The organism is Streptomyces sp. NBC_00236 (assembly GCF_036195045.1).
In the GTDB taxonomy this organism is placed as follows: Bacteria; Actinomycetota; Actinomycetes; order Streptomycetales; family Streptomycetaceae; genus Streptomyces.
Map to the genome: position 1 here is coordinate 1164388 of NZ_CP108100.1, position 17049 is coordinate 1181436.

The following is a 17049-nucleotide window of genomic DNA, read 5'->3' on the forward strand; positions in this document are numbered from 1 at the left end:
TCCGGCGTCACGCCGTCTCGGTGACGAGGCGTTCGACAGCGGCGACGGCGTCGCCGATGGCGTCCGGGTTCTGGCCGCCGCCCTGGGCGACGTCCGGCTTGCCGCCGCCACCGCCGCCGAGCGTCTTGGCGGCGGTACGGACCAGGTCACCGGCCTTGAGACCGCGCTCGCGGGCGGCCTCGTTGGTGGCGATGACGGTCAGCGGGCGGCCGTTGGCCGTGGTGAACAGGGCCACGACGGCCGGCCGGCCGCCCTGGATGCGCCCACGGACGTCGAGGACGAGCTTGCGCAGGTCGTCGGCCGAGGTGCCGTCCGGCACCTGACCGGTGACCAGGGCGACGCCCCGGACGTCCTTGGCGGAGTCGACGAGGCCCGCGGCGGCCGCCAGGACCTTCTCCGCACGGAACTTCTCGATCTCCTTCTCGGCGTCCTTCAGCTTGCCGAGCATGGAGGCGATCTTCTCCGGGAGCTCCTCGGGGCGGCCCTTGACCAGCTCCTGGAGCTGGGCGACGACCGTGTGCTCCTTGGCGAGGAAGTTGTACGCGTCGACGCCGACGAGGGCCTCGATACGGCGCACACCGGAGCCGATGGACGACTCTCCGAGCAGCTTCACCAGACCGAGCTGGGCGGTGTTGCCGACGTGCGTGCCGCCGCACAGCTCCTTGGAGAAGTCGCCGATGGTGACGACGCGGACCCGCTCGCCGTACTTCTCGCCGAACTCGGCGATGGCGCCCTGCTTCTTCGCCTCGTCGATCGACATGACCTCGGCCTGGACGTCGAGCTCCCGCGACAGGACCTCGTTGATCTTCTGCTCGACGTCGACGAGGACCGTGCCGGGTACGGCGGCGGGCGAACCGAAGTCGAAGCGGAAGCGGCCCGGGGAGTTCTCCGAGCCGGCCTGGGCCGCCGTCGGGCCGAGCGCGTCGCGCAGCGCCTGGTGCGTGAGGTGCGTGGCGCTGTGGGCGCGGGCGATGGCGCGACGGCGGGTGTTGTCGATGGTGGCGAGGGCGGAGGCGCCGACGGTCACCTCACCGACCTGGACCGAGCCCTTGTGGACGGAGACGCCGGGGACCGGCTGCTGGACGTCGCGCACCTGGATGACGGCGCCGTTGTGGAGCCGGATCCGGCCCTGGTCGGCGAGCTGGCCGCCGCCCTCGGCGTAGAACGGGGTGCGGTCCAGGACGACCTCGACCTCGTCGCCCTCGGAGGCGGCGGGTGAGGAGACGCCGTCCACGAGGAGACCGACGATCGTCGACTCACCCTCGGTGGAGGTGTACCCGGTGAACTCGGTGACGCCGGAGTTGTCCGCGACCTCACGGTAGGCGGACAGGTCGGCGTGACCGGTCTTCTTGGCCCTGGCGTCGGCCTTGGCCTTGTCCCGCTGCTCCTGCATGAGGCGGCGGAAGCCGTCCTCGTCCACGGACAGGCCCTGTTCGGCGGCCATCTCCAGGGTCAGGTCGATCGGGAAGCCCCAGGTGTCGTGGAGCAGGAACGCCTTGTCGCCGGCGATGACCCGGCCGCCGGCGGCCTTGGTCTCGGTGACGGCGGTCTCCAGGATGTTGGTGCCGCCCTTGAGGGCCTTGAGGAAGGCGGCTTCCTCGGCGAGCGCGACGGTCTCGATGCGCTTGCGGTCGGTGATCAGCTCGGGGTACTGCAGCCCCATGGTGTTGATCACGACGTCGACCAGCTCGTTGACGACGGAACCGGTGGCACCCATCAGCCGCATGTTGCGGATGGCCCGGCGCATGATGCGGCGCAGCACGTAGCCGCGGCCCTCGTTGCCGGGGGTGACGCCGTCTCCGATGAGCATGACGGAGGTACGGATGTGGTCGGCGACCACGCGCAGCGAGACGTCCGTGCCGACGGCGGCGCCGTAGCGGACCCCGGTGAGCTCGGTGGCCTTGTCCATGACGACGCGCAGGGTGTCGGTCTCGTACATGTTCTGCACGCCCTGCAGGATCATCGCGAGGCGTTCGAGGCCGAGGCCGGTGTCGATGTTCTTGGAGGGCAGGTCGCCGAGGATCGGGAAGTCGTCCTTGCCGTCGCCGGCGCCGCGCTCGTACTGCATGAAGACCAGGTTCCAGATCTCCACGTACCGCTCGTCGTTGACGGCCGGGCCACCCTCGACGCCGAACTCGGGGCCGCGGTCGTAGTTGATCTCGGAACAGGGGCCGCAGGGGCCGGGGACGCCCATGGACCAGAAGTTGTCCTTCTTGCCCAGGCGCTGGATGCGCTCGGCGGGGACACCGATCTTGTCGCGCCAGATCTGCTCGGCCTCGTCGTCGTCGAGGTAGACCGTGATCCACAGGCGCTCGGGGTCGAGACCGAAGCCGCCGTCCGCCACGGAGCTGGTCAGCAGCTCCCAGGCGTACTCGATGGCGCCTTCCTTGAAGTAGTCACCGAAGGAGAAGTTCCCGCACATCTGGAAGAACGTGCCGTGCCGGGTGGTCTTGCCGACCTCTTCGATGTCCGGTGTACGGACGCACTTCTGCACGCTGGTGACGCGCGGGGCGGGCGGCTTGACCTCGCCCAGGAAGTACGGCTTGAAGGGCACCATGCCGGCCGGGACCAGCAGCAGAGTCGGGTCGTCCGCGATGAGCGACGCCGAAGGGACGACGGTGTGACCGCGCTCCTCGTAGAAGCTCAGCCAGCGGCGGCGGATTTCTGCCGACTCCATCAGTGGTCCTCATTCCGGTTGTACGAGTTGTAGGTGCGTGACGTGGGGGGAAGTCTGCGGGGCGCCTCGGGCTCGGCCGCCTCGACGGCGAAGTGGCGCTGCACGGGGAGATCGGGGTCGACGGGCGCTTCGAGCCCGAGCGCCTCGCCCAGTTCGGCCTCGCGTCTGGCCATGGACTCGCGGACGTCCAGGGCGAAGTCCTTGAGCTTGTGACCGGCCACGAGCGCCTTGTCGGCGGCCTGCGCCGCGAGGCTCTCGGGGGTCAGCTGCTTGATCTTCCGGTTGACCTTGGCGGTGGCCCAGACGCCGGCGGCTGCGCCGGCGGTGAACCAGAACGTACGGCGGAACATCGCTGCGTCAGTCCTTCGATCCGCGGGAGTTTCTGCCGTTGCGCTTCCTGCCACGCGCGGACGGCACGGTCCGGCCGACGATCACCGAGCGCCGGGACCGCGTCTCCGGTTCGGGGCTCGCCTTGCGGCCGATGGCCTGCCGGACCCCGTAGCCGAACGCCGCGACCTTGACCAGCGGGCCGCCGAACGTGGAGGCGACGGTGGTGGAGAGCGCCGAGGCGTTGGAGGTGACTTCCTGGACGTCCGTCGCGATCGCGTCGACCTTGTCGAGCTGGGTCTGCGCGGAGCGTACGGTCGCGGAGGCGTCGGCGAGCAGCGGGACGGCCTGTTCGGTCACGTCCGCCACGAGTTTCGTGGTCGCCCTGAGCGTCTGGGCGAGCCTCACCAGTACGACGGCGAGGAACGAAACCAGGATCGCCCAGAAGACGGCCACCAGGATCCCGGCCACCTCACCACCGGACACAGTGCACCGCTCTCTGGCTTGTCGTCAGTCTGTCTTGTTTCCTGCTGTTCGGCGGGGCCGTCGCGGCGGCCGGTCGCCGTGCCCCGAGCCTATCGCGCCGGGGCTCGCGCCCCGTACCGCATGACCGGTCGGCCCGGCGGGAGTTCCGGCAACGAGATTGTACGGAGCGCTTTCGGCCCAGTACTCTGCGTGTTTCATGCGACGCACTCAGCGCCCCTTTCCGTCCTCCGACGATCCCGGCCCCCCGGCCGCCTCCCCCGGGGCACCGACGCCCCGCCACCCGGGCAATCTGCCGGCGGAGCTGAACAGATTCGTGGGTCGCGACAGAGAACTGGCCGATGTCGCCGGGCTGCTGGAGGAGTCGCGGCTCGTCACCGTCGTCGGGGTGGGCGGGGTCGGCAAGTCCCGGCTGGTCATCAGGGTGGCGGCGCTCCTGGAGAAACGGTACTGCGACGGCGTCTGGCTGGTGGAGCTGTCGGCGGTCCACGACGCGGCGCTGCTGGAGCACGCCCTGGTCGACGCGCTGGGCCTCACGGACCATACGAGCAGGCCGCCCCGCTCGATACTTCTCGAACACTGTGCCGAGCGCCGGCTCCTGCTGGTGATCGACGGTTTCGAGCATCTGGTCGACGCCTGTGCGGAGTTGGTACGGGATCTGCTGCGCCGCGCACCGGGGCTGCGGGTGCTGGCCGCGGGCCGGCTGCCGCTGGACCTCGACGGCGAGAGCGGCTATCCGCTCGCGACGATGTGCGACGAGGACGCGTTGCTGCTCTTCGCCGACCGGGCCTCCTCGGTGCGGCCCGATTTCCGGCTGTCCGAGCACAGCCGGAGCACCGCCCTGGAGCTGTGCCGGCGCCTCGACGGCATCCCGCTCGCACTGGAGCTGGCCGCCGGCCGGCTGCGGGCGCTGTCGACGGAGCAGGTGCTGCAGCGGCTGGACGACCGTTTCCGGCTGCTGACCGGCGGCAGCCGCAGTGCGCTCGGCCGCCACCAGACGCTCCGTACGGCCATCGGCTGGAGTCATGAGCTCTGCGCGCCCGAGCAGCGGCTGCTGTGGGCCCGGCTGTCCGTCTTCGCGGGGCAGTTCGACCTGGAGGCGGCCGAGTACATCTGCAGCGGTCCCGATCTGCCGGCCGACTCGGTGCTGGACGTGCTGTCCGGGCTGCTGGCGCAGTCCGTGGTCCTGCGCGAGGAGTCGGCCGTGGGCGCCCGGTACCGGATGCTGGACACGGTGCGGGAGTACGGCGCCGAGTGGCTCGCGGCCACGGGCGACACGGACCGGCTGCGCCGCCGCCACCGCGACTGGTTCCTCGGGCTGGCGACCTGGTGCGAGCTCGACTGGTTCAGCCCGCGGCAGGCGGAGGTGGCCGCCCGGGTGGAGAGCGAGCTGCCGAACCTGCGGCGGGCCATGGAGTGTTCGCTGGAGAGCCCCGAGGAAGCCCACCTCGCGCAGTACCTGGCGGGCACGCTCTGGTTCCTGTGGGTCGGCTGCGGACGCCTCTCGGAGGGCCGGCACTGGCTGGAGCACGTACGGGAGGAGGAGACGCCGTACGACACCTCGCGGCTGAAGGCGCTGTGGGTGCTCGGGTACGTCGCGGTTCTCCAGGGCGATCCGGTGGGCGCGATCTCGGCGCTGACGGAGTGCCGGGAGGAGGCGGATCTGGCGGGGGACCCCGTGGCGTCGGCGTACGCGTTGCACCGCACGGGCTGTCTGGCCCTGGTCACGGACGACATGGAGCGCGCCCACGAACTGCTGCAGGAGGCGCTCGGCCGCTACCGGGAGCTCGGCGAGCTGAACAGCAACGTGCTGATGGCCCAGGTCGAACTGGCCATGACGGTCGGATTCCAGGGCGACCTGGACGGCGCGGTCGTGATCTGCGAAGAGGTACGGGAGATCTGCGAGGACCACGGGGAGCGGTGGGCGCTCAGTTATGCGCTGTACGTCCTGGGCTTCGCGGCGCTGCAGCGGGGCCGCCCCGCACGGGCCCGTGAGCTGCTCGGGGAGTCGCTGGCCATCAGCCACACGTTCCATGACCGCCTGGGCACCGTGCTCACCCTGGAGCTGCTGGCGCTCGTGACGGTGGTCGAGGGAGACGCGGCGGAGGCGGCTCTGCTGCAGGGGGCCGCCGACCGGATCTGGCCGTCGGTCGGGCTGCCGCTGTTCGGCTCGGCGCACTATGGCGGGCCCCGGGCCCGGTGCGAGGAGCTGGCCCGCCATGAGCTGGGCGAGGCGCTGTACGCGTCGGAGCGGAGCGCGGGCGCCGGGCTGGGCATGGACGCGGTGGTGGCCAGGGCCCTGTCGGGCAGGCCCGCCGAGCGGCGGCCCATGCCGCCGGGGCCGGCGTCCCCGGCCGGGGCAACGCGAAAGCCCGCCGCCTCCCCGATCGGAGAGGGGCGGGCCTGAGCGCCGGCGTTGAGCGGCTACGCCTGAATCAGCGGGCGTAGTACTCGACGACGAGCTGCTCGTCGCAGATCACGGGGATTTCCTTGCGGTTCGGGTCCCGGTCAAGGCGGAAGGCCAGGGCCTTCAGGTTCACCTGCAGGTAGCGCGGGGTCTCACCGTCGGTGTCGTAACCACCCTCGCGGGCCACCTGGAAGGGGTACTTCTCGCGGCTGCGCTCGCGAACCATCACGATGTCGTCCGGACGGACACGGAACGACGGCTTGTCGACCTTGCCACCGTTGACCTCGATGTGGCCGTGAACGACCATCTGGCGCGCCTGGTAGATCGTCTTGGCGATACCGGAACGCAGGACCAGCGCGTCGAGGCGGCGCTCGAGCTCGACGACCAGCGCCTCGCCCGTCTTGCCTTCGGCCTTCTTGGCGCGGTCGTAGGCACGCGCCATCTGGCGCTCGCTGATGTCGTACTGGGCGCGCAGACGCTGCTTCTCGAGCAGACGGACCTTGTAGTCCGAGTTCTGCTTGCGGCCACGGCCGTGCTCGCCCGGCGGGTAGGGGCGGGCCTCGAAGTACTTGACGGCCTTCGGCGTCAGCGCAATGCCGAGCGCGCGGCTCTTCTTGACCTTGGGACGCGACTGATTAGGCACGTTCTCCAGACCTCCGTTGTAGGTTAGGTTAGGCTCACCTTACTCAAGGAGATCGCATGTCTCGCCCTGGGAACACCACACACGTCACGGACAGCGCAGACAGTGGCAGCACACACAAAGGTGCTGCTACGACGGAAGGCCGATCTGATCGTGGTCAGCCGCGTCCCAGCGGGCTTGAAAACACTCGGATGCCGTCAGCAGCCGAGCGCACACGAACTCTCGTACAGAGTACCTGCTCCGCGGTGCTGCTCATCCCCGGGCTCGAGACCGCGGGCTCGGACCAGCTGATGCCGCTGTCCCGGACCGTGGGTCCGGACGGCGACCTCTTCCTCGAATTCCCCGCTGATTCCCCGGCTGTGCGGGCCGCGACGCACGCCCAGGACGACGAGCTGACGGCCGTGCTGGAGATCACGGACGTCGCCCCGGTCTCCGTCCCCCACCGCATCCGCGGCCGGGCCCGCGTCTGCGGATGGCTCACGTCCGTACCCGGAATGGCGGGTCCCGGCCGGACGCTGCTGCGGCTGGAGACGGGCGAGGCCCACGTCGAGGACCTGTGGGGTGCGGAGGCGGTCGAGCCGGAGGAGCTGCGGGACGCGGCCGCCGACCCGCTCGCCGCCCACGAGGCGGAGCTGCTGCAGCATCTGCACGCGGCCCACGGCGAACGGCTGGGGACGCTGTGCGAACTCCTCGGTGAACGGACCGTCCCGGCCGGGACGGGCAGCCGGCCCTCCGTCGTCCCGGTCGCGCTGGACCGTCTCGGACTGCGGGTCCGCTTCTTCGAGCGGAACGGACCCTGCTTCGATGCCCGCTTCGAGTTCCCCGAGCCGGTGCGCGACATGACGGAGCTGCGCCACGCCATGCGCACCCTCTTCGATGCGGCCGCCCACTGAGACCCGCCCGTCAGGACCGTCGTCGGCGCGGCGGGGCCCCCGGGACCCGGCCGCTACGAGCCGTCCGGCGCGCTCGCGCCGCCGTCGGTGTCCGAACGGCCCAGACGTTCGCGGACCCGGTCCGCCACATCCGCGTAGCGCGCCTCGGCCCCGTAGCGCGTCGGCCGGTAGTAGCGCTTGTCGCGGACGGCGTCCGGGGCGTACTGCTGGGCGGCGATGCCACCGGGGACGTCGTGCGGATAGACGTAGCCCTGCGCGTGGCCCAGCTTGGCGGCGCCCTTGTAGTGGCCGTCGCGCAGATGGGCCGGGACCGGACCCGCCAGCCCCTTCCGTACATCGTCCTGAGCCGCGAAGATCGCCAGCGTCGCCGCGTTGGACTTCGGGGCGAGCGCCAGCGCGATGGTCGCGTGGCTGAGGGTGAGCGCCGCCTCCGGGAAGCCGATCATCGCCACCGCCTGGGCTGCCGCGACCGCGGTGGGCAGCGCCGTGGGGTCGGCGAGACCGATGTCCTCGCTGGCCGAGATCATCAGCCGCCGGGCGATGAACCGGGGGTCCTCCCCCGCCTCGATCATCCGGGCCAGATAGTGCAGCGCCGCGTCCACGTCGGAACCGCGGATCGACTTGATCAGCGCACTCGCCACGTCGTAGTGCTGGTCCCCGTCCCGGTCGTACGTGACCGCCGCCCGGTCGACGGTCTCCTCCAGGGTGACGAGGGTGATCTCCGCCTCCTGCTTGGACAGCGCGGCGCCGGCCGCCGCCTCCAGCGCCGTCAGCGCCCGGCGCGCGTCGCCCCCGGCGATGCGCAGGAGATGCTCCTCCGCGTCCCCCGGCAGCGTCACCGCGCCGCCGAGTCCGCGCTCGTCGGTCAGGGCCCGGTGCAGCAGGGCGCGAAGATCGTCGTCGGTCAGTGACTCGAGCGTCAGCAGGAGCGAGCGCGACAGCAGCGGGGAGATGATCGAGAAGTAGGGATTCTCGGTGGTCGCGGCGATCAGGGTGACCCAGCGGTTCTCCACGGCCGGGAGCAGCGAGTCCTGCTGCGCCTTGGAGAAGCGGTGGATCTCGTCCAGGAAGAGGACGGTCTCCTTGCCGTAGCCACCGGTGGCGCGGCGGGCGCCCTCGATCACGGCGCGCACTTCCTTGACGCCCGCGGTGATCGCGGAGAGCTCGACGAATCGTTTGTTCGTGGCCTTGCTGACCACGTACGCCAGGGTCGTCTTCCCGATGCCGGGCGGGCCCCAGAGAATCACCGACGACGGGCCGGCCGGTCCCCCGCTGCCCTCGCCGACGAGGCGGCGCAATGGCGAGCCCGGCTTCAGCAGATGCTGCTGGCCCACGACCTCGTCAAGGGTACGCGGACGCATCCGGACAGCGAGAGGGCTGCTGGACGGGTCCTTCTCCTGGCGGTCTTCGGCAGCTGCGGTAAAGAGGTCGGGCTCCACGTTTTGAAGCCTATGTCACCGCACTGACATCCCGGCCGGGCCGGCAGCCGGGCCGGCAGCGACGGACGGACCGGTCAGCTGGTCCAGAAGTCCCACCAGCGGGTGAGGATCAGCATCCCGATGATCCCGATCCACAGGATCGGGGGCACCCAGTGGAACTCGGTGAGCCCGTTGCGCAGCCAGCTCGGCACGGGAATGATCCGGTGCTTGATGTTGTGCGTGGTGACGTAGCAGAACATGAGGATCGTGGCGACCCAGGCCAGGCAGCACCACAGGCAGAGCGAGTTGATGTTGTACAGCGACTGGTACTGGAGCCAGGTGCAGAAGCCGACACCGAACAGCGTGCCCGCGTTCATCCCCAGCCAGTACCAGTTGCGGAAGCGCGCCCCGGCGAGCAGCGCCAGACCGATCCCGATGATCACGGGGTAGGTCGCCATACCGAGCATGGGGTTCGGGAAGCCGAAGGCCGACGCCTGCTCGCTCTTCATGATGTTGCCGCAGGCCACCACCGGGTTGAGACTGCAGCCCGGGACGAAGTTGGGATCCTCCATCAGCTTGAGCTTGTCGATGGTGATGACCCAGGCGGCGAGGAGTCCGGCAGCGCCCGTGATGACCAGCAGCAGTGCCAGCGCGCGACTGCCGCCGATGGTCCTCTTCCCGCCGTCCTCGTCCTGGTCGGAGGAGGGATGGTCAACCGCTGCAGTCGTCATATCGCCGTTCCGTCAGTGAGTGGCCTGCTGGGGCACGGTCATTGTGCCGCACGGCCGCACCGTCCTTCCGTTCGATGGACATAAAGATGCGCGCACGGACGCGGGCGCACAAGGCCCCGGAACGAGGGGGTACAACGCTGCCACCACCGTGACCCGGGGCTCTGCGCACGCTGTCGGGCGGGGTACGGCCCACCCGTTGGTGTCACGTCCGCCGCCGAACCGGAATCGCCCGGCAGGATGAACCGGCCGCCGTCAGGTTGACGACCGGAGGAACGGGGCGCCCGCAGCCCGCCGTTGACGAGGCTGCCCGGCGCTCCCTCGTCGTGGGCGGACCCGGCGGTCCGCCCACGACGGGTGGTTCACGCGAGGCGGCTACGGACCGCCTCGGTCACCTCGGCCAGGGGTACGGCCGTCTGCTCGCCGGACTCCATGTCCTTGAGCTGGACGTTCCCCTCGGCCAGATCACGCTCGCCGGCCACGATGGTGAAGCGTGCGCCCGAGCGGTTGGCGCTCTTCATCGCTCCCTTGAGGCCGCGGCCCCCGAACGCGAAGTCCGCGGCCACGCCCTCGCGTCGCAGCTGCGTGACGACACCGAACAGCACCCGCCGCGCCTCCTCGCCGAGCGGTACGGCGAAGACACTGGTGGTGGAGGGCAGTTCGAGCTCGATGCCCTCGGCTTCCAGCGCGAGCACGGTGCGGTCCACGCCGAGCGCCCAGCCGACCGAAGGCAGCGCGGGGCCGCCGATCATCTCGGACAGGCCGTCGTACCGGCCGCCGCCACCGACGGCCGACTGCGATCCCAGACCGTCGTGGACGAACTCGAAGGTGGTGCGGGTGTAGTAGTCGAGGCCGCGGACGAGCTTCTCGTCGTCCTCGTACACGACACCTGCCGCGTTGAGCAGGTCGCGGACCTCCTCGTGGTACGCCTTGCAGGCGTCGCACAGGTAGTCGCGCAGCACCGGTGCGCCGGTCAGCTGCTTCTGGACCTCGGGGCGCTTGTCGTCGAGCACCCGGAGCGGGTTGATCTCGATGCGCCGGCGGGTCTCCTCGTCGAGGTCGAGCTCGCGCAGGAAGCCCTGGAGCACGTCGCGGTAGACGGGCCGGCACTCCTTGTCGCCCAGCGAGTTCAGCAGGATGCGGAACTCACGCAGCCCGAGGGTGCGGTACGCCTGGTCGGCCAGGATGATCAGCTCGGCGTCCAGCGCCGGGTCCTCGGCACCGATCGCCTCGGCACCGACCTGCGAGAAGTGCCGGTAACGGCCCTTCTGCGGGCGCTCGTAGCGGTAGTACGAGCCGGAGTACCAGAGCTTGACCGGCAGGTTGCCGAGCTTGTGGAGGTTGGCCTCCAGGGTGGCGCGCAGTACCGACGCGGTGCCCTCGGGGCGCAGCGCGAGCTCGGACCCACCCTTGGTGGTGAGGGTGTACATCTCCTTGCTCACGATGTCGGTGGACTCACCGACGCCGCGCGCGAAGAGGCCCACGTCCTCGAAGCCGGGTGTCTCGATGTAGCCGTAGCCGGAGTTCTTCAGCGGTGCGGAGATCGCCTCGCGCACGGCGAGGTACTTCGCGGAGTCGGGCGGGGTCAGGTCGTACGTGCCCTTGGGGGCCTTGAAGGTGCTCACGATGTCGCTCTCGTCACATTCCTCGTCGGGGCGCGTCCATACCGCTCAGATACGGATTGGTGGCGCGCTCGCGGCCGATGGTCGTCTGGGGGCCGTGGCCGGACAGCACCACGGTCGAGTCGTCGAGCGGCAGGCACACACGGGCCAGCGACTCGAGGAGCTCGGCGTGGTCGCCGCCGGGCAGGTCGGTGCGTCCGACGGAGCCGGCGAAGAGCAGGTCGCCCGAGAAGAGGACCTGCGGTACGTCCGCGGCCTCGGGCATCCTGAACGTCACCGACCCCTTGGTATGGCCGGGCGCATGCGAGACGCCGAACTCCATACCGGCCAGCAGCAGCTGCGCGCCGTCGCTGAGCTCCTTGACGTCGTCCGGCTCCCCCACCGTCAGTTCGCCCATGAGCGGCATCCCGATGGAGCGGCCGAGGGCCTTCTCCGGGTCACTCATCATGTAGCGGTCCTCGGGGTGGATCCAGGCAGGGACGTCGTGCGCGCCGCACACCGGAACGACCGAGGCGACATGGTCGATGTGGCCATGGGTGAGGACGACGGCGACGGGCTTCAGCCGATGCTTCTTCAGCGCTTCCTCGACCCCGGGAGCGGCCTGGTGGCCCGGGTCGATGATCACGCACTCCTCACCTGCGGCGGGGGCGACCAGGTAACAGTTGGTCCCCCAGGCCCCGGCGGGGAACCCGGCAATGAGCACGATCGTCCTTAATGGTCGTCCGACGAGGGAGGTCGGCTGCGAGGTCGCAGCAGTTCAGAGCCTACCGGCGCTCCTCATTCCACAGCTAACCCATATACGGTACGGGGCAACCCAGGCCCGATCACACGACGTACAAGGAGATCACCCGGTGGTCAGCAGCGATCAGCGGCGGCGGCAGCTCGCCAGGGAGAAGTTCGAGCGGCAGCAGCAGCGCCGGGAGGACGCCCGTCGGAGGACGAGGCGGCTGACCGTCGTCATCGCGTCCGCGGTGGCCGTGGTGGCGGTCATCGGCGGTGCCACGTACTTCGCCACGAGCGGCGACGACGACAAGGACAGCAAGGCGGACGCGGCCGCGAGCCAGAGCCCGTCGGCCGCTCCTTCGCCCTCGGCGAGCGAGAAGACGGCGCCCGAGCCCGCGATGAAGATCGACAAGAAGTCGAAGTACACGATGTCGCTCAAGACGAGCCAGGGCGACATAGCGTTCGAGATGGACGCGGCGAAGACCCCGCACACCACGAATTCCTTCAAGTCCCTGGCGGACAAGAAGTTCTTCGACGGTACGAAGTGTCACCGGCTGACCACGGACGGCATCTTCGTCCTGCAGTGCGGCGACCCGAAGGGTGACGGTACCGGTGGTCCCGGCTACACGATCCCCGACGAGAACCTGACCGCGCTGGGCAAGGCGGGTGCCGACGGCACGGTGACGTATCCGGCCGGCACGGTGGCGATGGCCAACACCGGTCAGGCGCACACCGGCGGCAGCCAGTTCTTCCTCGTCTACAAGGACAGCAAGCTGCCGCCCAGTTACACGCCGTTCGGCACGATGGACAAGGACTCCCTGAAGGCCGTCGAGGCCATCGGCAAGGCGGGTGTGACCGGCGGCGGTGCCGACGGTGCGCCGACGAAGGCCGTGAACATCTCGAAGGCGGCCGTGGACAAGGCCTGAGCCCCGGCGGACCCGGCAGGATCCGCCCGGCAGTCGTCCGGTGCGGCCGGACAGGACCCGTCGGTCCAATTTCGGCCGTGCTGAGTGCGGACAGCCGGGCGGCCTGTCGCCTAGATTGGCGTTGTGCAGGGCGGGCGCAGCCCGCCCCAGGAAACTGTGGACGATGCCAGGGGGGCGAACCCCCTCACGGGCATCAGGTGGAGGAGGCGCTGTGAGCAGCGACCCGTGGGGCCGTGTCGACGAGACAGGCACCGTGTACGTGCGTACAGCCGATGGCGAGCAGGTCGTCGGATCGTGGCAGGCCGGTTCTCCGGAGGAGGCCCTGGCTTATTTCGAGCGCAAGTACGAGGGCATTGTGGTCGAGATCGGCCTCCTCGAACGGCGGGTGAAGACCACCGACCTGTCGGCGAAGGACGCGACGACCGCCATCGAGCATCTGCGCGGGCAGGTCGACGAGCACCACGCCGTCGGCGACCTGGACGCGCTGCGCAAGCGGCTGGACGCGCTCGTCGCGACGGTCGACGCGCGGCGCGAGGAGCGCAAGGCCCAGAAGGCGAAGCAGACCGACGAGGCGAAGCACGCCAAGGAGGCGCTGGTCGTCGAGGCCGAGGAACTGGCGCAGAGCGAGCAGTGGCGCTCCGCGGGTGAGCGGCTGCGCGCACTCGTCGACACGTGGAAGGGCCTCCCGCGGCTCGACCGCAAGTCGGACGACGAGCTGTGGCACCGCTTCTCGCACGCGCGCTCGGCGTTCTCCAAGCGCCGCAAGGCCCACTTCGCCTCGCTGGACGCCCAGCGCGAGGAGGCCCGCAAGGTCAAGGAGAAGCTGGTCGTCGAGGCCGAGGCGCTCTCCGGGTCCACGGACTGGGGCGCGACCGCGGCCCGCTACCGCGACCTGATGACCGACTGGAAGGCGGCGGGCCGCGCCCAGCGCGAGGCCGAGGACGACCTGTGGGAACGCTTCCGCGGCGCCCAGGACGTCTTCTTCGCCGCTCGCAGCGGGGTCTTCGCGGAGCGTGACGCGGAGCAGGGCGAGAACCTCAAGCTCAAGGAGGAGCTCGCGCTGGAGGCCGAGAAGCTGGTGCCGGTGAAGGACCTGAAGGCGTCCAGGGCCGCGTTCCGGTCCCTCAACGAGCGCTGGGAGGCCATCGGCCACGTACCGCGTGACGCCCGCCCGAAGGTCGAGGGCCGGATGCAGGCGGTGGAGCGGGCGCTCCAGGAGGCCGAGGAGTCGGAGTGGCGCCGGACCAACCCGGAGGCACGGGCCCGTGCCGCGGGTCTGACCGGGCAGCTCCAGGCGGCCGTCGACAAGCTGCGTACGCAGATCGACAGTGCGCGCGCCTCGGGCAACAACGCCCGTGCCGACAAGCTGGCCCGTGAACTGGAGGGCCGTCAGGCGCTCCTGGACCAGGCGCTCAAGGGCCTGGAGGAGTTCGGCGGCTGACGCCGTCCGCCGGCACGAAAGGAGGGCCCCGGTACGCGGCGCGTACCGGGGCCCTCCTCGTCGTCGGCTACGGCCGGCGGGCCGAGGTGACCCGGTAGACGTCGTAGACGCCCTCCACGCCGCGTACGGCCTTCAGGACGTGTCCCAGGTGCTTGGGGTCGCCCATCTCGAAGGTGAAGCGCGAGGTGGCCACCCGGTCGCGGGACGTCTGCACGGCCGCGGACAGGATGTTCACGTGCTGGTCGGACAGGATCCGGGTGACGTCGGAGAGCAGCCGGGACCGGTCCAGCGCCTCGACCTGGATGGCGACCAGGAAGACCGAGGACTGGGTGGGCGCCCACTCGACGTCGAGGATCCGTTCCGGCTGCTGCGAGAGCGAGTCCACGTTGACGCAGTCGGCGCGGTGCACCGAGACGCCGCTGCCGCGGGTGACGAAGCCGATGATCGGGTCGCCGGGTACGGGCGTGCAACAGCGGGCCAGCTTGACCCAGACGTCCTCGACACCCTTGACGACCACGCCCGGATCCGCCTTGGCGCGGCGCTTGTTGCGTCCGTGCGAGGGCGGGGAGCTCTCCGCCAGGTCCTCGTTGGCCGCGTCCTCGCCGCCGAGCGCCTGCACCAGTTTCTGTACGACGCCGGCCGCCGCCACATGTCCCTCGCCGATCGCGGCGTACAGGGACGAGATGTCGGGGTAGCGCATCTCGTGGGCGAGCGTGACCAGGGAGTCGCCCGTCAGGATCCGCTGGATCGGCAGGTTCTGCTTGCGCATGGCCCGGGCGATGGAGTCCTTGCCCTGCTCGATCGCCTCGTCGCGGCGCTCCTTGGAGAACCAGGCACGGATCTTGTTGCGGGCACGCGGTGACTTGACGAAGCCGAGCCAGTCGCGGGAGGGCCCGGCGCCGGCCGCCTTGGAGGTGAAGACCTCCACCAGGTCGCCGTTGTCGAGCGTCGACTCCAGCGGCACGAGCCGTCCGTTGACCCGTGCCCCTATGGTCCGGTGGCCGACCTCCGTGTGGACGGCGTACGCGAAGTCGACCGGTGTCGCCCCCGCGGGAAGCGCTATGACGTCGCCCTTGGGCGTGAAGACGAAGACCTCGTTGCGGGAGAGGTCGAAGCGCAGGGACTCCAGGAACTCGCTGGGGTCCTCGGTCTCCTTCTGCCAGTCCAGGAGCTGGCGCAGCCACGCCATGTCGTTGACGGTGTCCTGGCCGCGGCCGGTGTTCTTGGGGACGTCGGTGCGCACCTTGGAGGCGCCCGCGACGGCTTCCTGCTTGTACTTCCAGTGCGCGGCGATTCCGTACTCGGCACGGCGGTGCATGTCGAACGTACGGATCTGCAGCTCGACGGGCTTGCCGCTGGGGCCGATCACCGTGGTGTGCAGCGACTGGTACATGTTGAACTTCGGCATCGCGATGTAGTCCTTGAACCGGCCGGGGACCGGATTCCATCGCGCGTGCACGGTGCCGAGGGCCGCATAACAGTCGCGGACCGTGTCGACAAGTACACGAATACCCACCAGGTCGTAGATCTCGGCGAAGTCCCTGCCCCGCACGATCATCTTCTGGTAGACGCTGTAGTAGTGCTTCGGCCGTCCGGTGACGGTGGCCTTGATCCGGGCGGCGCGCAGGTCGGACTGGACCTCGTCGGTCACTATGGCAAGGTATTCGTCGCGCTTGGGGGCCCGCTCGGCGACGAGGCGGACGATCTCGTCGTACATCTTGGGGTAGAGGATCGCGAAGGCGAGGTCCTCCAGCTCCCACTTGATGGTGTTCATGCCCAGGCGGTGGGCCAGGGGTGCGTAGATCTCCAGCGTCTCGCGGGCCTTCTTCTCCTGCTTCTCCCGCTTGAGATACCGCATGGTGCGCATGTTGTGCAGCCGGTCGGCGAGCTTGATGACGAGGACCCTGGGGTCCTTGGCCATGGCGACGACCATCTTGCGTACGGTCTCGGCCTGCGCGGCCTCACCGAACTTGACCTTGTCCAGCTTGGTGACGCCGTCGACCAGCAGGGCGACCTGGTCGCCGAAGTCACGGCGCAGGGTGTCCAGGCCGTACTCGGTGTCCTCGACCGTGTCGTGCAGCAGCCCCGCCATCAGCGTGGCCGGATCCATACCCAGCTCGGCGAGGATCGTCGTCACGGCGAGCGGATGCGTGATGTACGGGTCGCCGCTCTTGCGCTTCTGGCCCCGGTGCCAGCGCTCGGCGACCTGGTAGGCCTTCTCGATCTGCCGCAGCGTGGCGCTCTCGATCTTGGGGTCGTTGCTGCGGACGGTACGCAGCAACGGTTCCAGGACCGGGTTGTACGGGCTGGAGCGCTGTACGCCGAGGCGGGCCAGCCTGGCCCGGACCCGGTTGGACGAGCCGCCGCCGGTGCGGGCCACCGGGCCCGCGGGGCCGGCCGGCGTCGTCGCCGGCTTGGCGGGCGGCTTCGGCGCGGTGGGGGCCGGGGAGGCGGGGACGGCCGGCTGCGCGGGGGAAGCGGGCGCGGGGCCGTTCGCCTCGGCGGGAGCCGGGCCCGTGCCGGGCTCGGGCGCCGGGGGCTTCGGCTTCTCCGCGGGCTGCTGCTTCGCGGGCGTGGCGGGGGCCGCCGCGGGCTTGTCGGGCTGCGGGGCGGCGACTGGCTGGGCCTCGTCTGGCAAGAGCGCTCCTCGTGCGGATCCGGACACCCGGAAAGGCCATCGTATCGACCCTGCGGCCGGAGCTCCCCCGGGGACGGTGAGAGCCCTCACAACGCGGAACGGGCACCCGGTTGTTCCCAGGTGCCC

12 protein-coding genes and 1 pseudogene are annotated in these 17049 nt (G+C 70.2%); 4 read left to right on the forward strand and 9 right to left on the reverse strand.

All coding sequences use genetic code 11. The annotated features are described in order from the left end of the window. Positions 1-7 precede the first annotated feature (7 nt). Genes alaS through OG446_RS05060 form a run of 3 tightly spaced genes read right to left on the reverse strand, consistent with a single transcriptional unit; the run spans position 8 to position 3475 of the window. Positions 8-2677 carry an alanine--tRNA ligase gene (alaS, locus tag OG446_RS05050; protein ID WP_328892896.1) on the reverse strand — a complete coding sequence of 890 codons (2670 nt, stop codon included), beginning with the start codon at positions 2675-2677 and terminating at the stop codon, positions 8-10. After that, complete coding sequence (locus OG446_RS05055) at positions 2677-3027, reverse strand: DUF6167 family protein (protein WP_328892897.1); 351 nt, start codon at positions 3025-3027, stop codon at positions 2677-2679. The genes alaS and OG446_RS05055 overlap by 1 nt, the downstream gene beginning before the upstream one ends. A 7-nt stretch (positions 3028-3034) precedes the next feature. Next, positions 3035-3475: a DUF948 domain-containing protein gene (locus tag OG446_RS05060; protein WP_328898197.1), complete on the reverse strand. Its 441-nt coding sequence runs from the start codon at positions 3473-3475 to the stop codon at positions 3035-3037. Between the two features lie 211 nt (positions 3476-3686). On the opposite strand from OG446_RS05060, the pseudogene OG446_RS05065 reads away from it, so the two are divergent. Further along, positions 3687-5907: pseudogene (locus OG446_RS05065) on the forward strand (ATP-binding protein). A gap of 15 nt (positions 5908-5922) precedes the next feature. Here the strand turns inward: OG446_RS05065 and rpsD are convergent. Beyond that, on the reverse strand, positions 5923-6537 hold the full coding sequence (rpsD, locus tag OG446_RS05070; protein WP_136327444.1) for a 30S ribosomal protein S4: 615 nt from the start codon (positions 6535-6537) through the stop codon (positions 5923-5925). Between the two features lie 188 nt (positions 6538-6725). Between rpsD and OG446_RS05075 the strand changes: the two genes are divergently transcribed. Beyond that, a complete protein-coding gene (locus OG446_RS05075) occupies positions 6726-7427 on the forward strand; it encodes a DUF2470 domain-containing protein (protein WP_328892898.1) in 702 nt (233 codons plus the stop codon). 53 nt (positions 7428-7480) lie between these two features. Here OG446_RS05075 and OG446_RS05080 read toward each other — a convergent pair whose 3' ends face one another. From OG446_RS05080 to OG446_RS05095, 4 genes are all read right to left on the reverse strand, one after another. Next, entirely contained in the window at positions 7481-8866 is a 1386-nt protein-coding gene (locus tag OG446_RS05080; RefSeq protein ID WP_328892899.1) for a replication-associated recombination protein A, read from the reverse strand. A gap of 74 nt (positions 8867-8940) precedes the next feature. Beyond that, entirely contained in the window at positions 8941-9576 is a 636-nt protein-coding gene (locus tag OG446_RS05085; protein WP_328892900.1) for a vitamin K epoxide reductase family protein, read from the reverse strand. A 359-nt stretch (positions 9577-9935) separates the two neighbouring features. Further along, entirely contained in the window at positions 9936-11198 is a 1263-nt protein-coding gene (gene hisS, locus OG446_RS05090) for a histidine--tRNA ligase (RefSeq protein WP_328892901.1), read from the reverse strand. Between the two features lie 13 nt (positions 11199-11211). Then, positions 11212-11898, reverse strand: a complete 687-nt coding sequence (locus tag OG446_RS05095; RefSeq protein WP_219570683.1) for an MBL fold metallo-hydrolase — start codon at positions 11896-11898, stop codon at positions 11212-11214. 148 nt (positions 11899-12046) lie between these two features. Between OG446_RS05095 and OG446_RS05100 the strand changes: the two genes are divergently transcribed. Next, positions 12047-12844: a peptidylprolyl isomerase gene (locus OG446_RS05100; RefSeq protein ID WP_328892902.1), complete on the forward strand. Its 798-nt coding sequence runs from the start codon at positions 12047-12049 to the stop codon at positions 12842-12844. 211 nt (positions 12845-13055) lie between these two features. Then, the gene (locus OG446_RS05105; protein ID WP_328892903.1) at positions 13056-14285 is read left to right on the forward strand and encodes a DUF349 domain-containing protein; all 1230 of its coding nucleotides are present in this window, start codon (positions 13056-13058) and stop codon (positions 14283-14285) included. Positions 14286-14352: 67 nt separating this feature from the next. Here OG446_RS05105 and OG446_RS05110 read toward each other — a convergent pair whose 3' ends face one another. Further along, entirely contained in the window at positions 14353-16923 is a 2571-nt protein-coding gene (locus OG446_RS05110; protein WP_328892904.1) for a RelA/SpoT family protein, read from the reverse strand. Positions 16924-17049 lie beyond the last annotated feature (126 nt).

Coding starts and splice junctions, on each gene's coding strand:
- alaS (WP_328892896.1), bottom strand. CDS start 2,677: ATGGAGTCGGCAGAAATCCGCCGCCGCTGGCTGAGCTTCTACGAGGAG.
- OG446_RS05055 (WP_328892897.1), bottom strand. CDS start 3,027: ATGTTCCGCCGTACGTTCTGGTTCACCGCCGGCGCAGCCGCCGGCGTC.
- OG446_RS05075 (WP_328892898.1), top strand. CDS start 6,726: ATGCCGTCAGCAGCCGAGCGCACACGAACTCTCGTACAGAGTACCTGC.
- OG446_RS05085 (WP_328892900.1), bottom strand. CDS start 9,576: ATGACGACTGCAGCGGTTGACCATCCCTCCTCCGACCAGGACGAGGAC.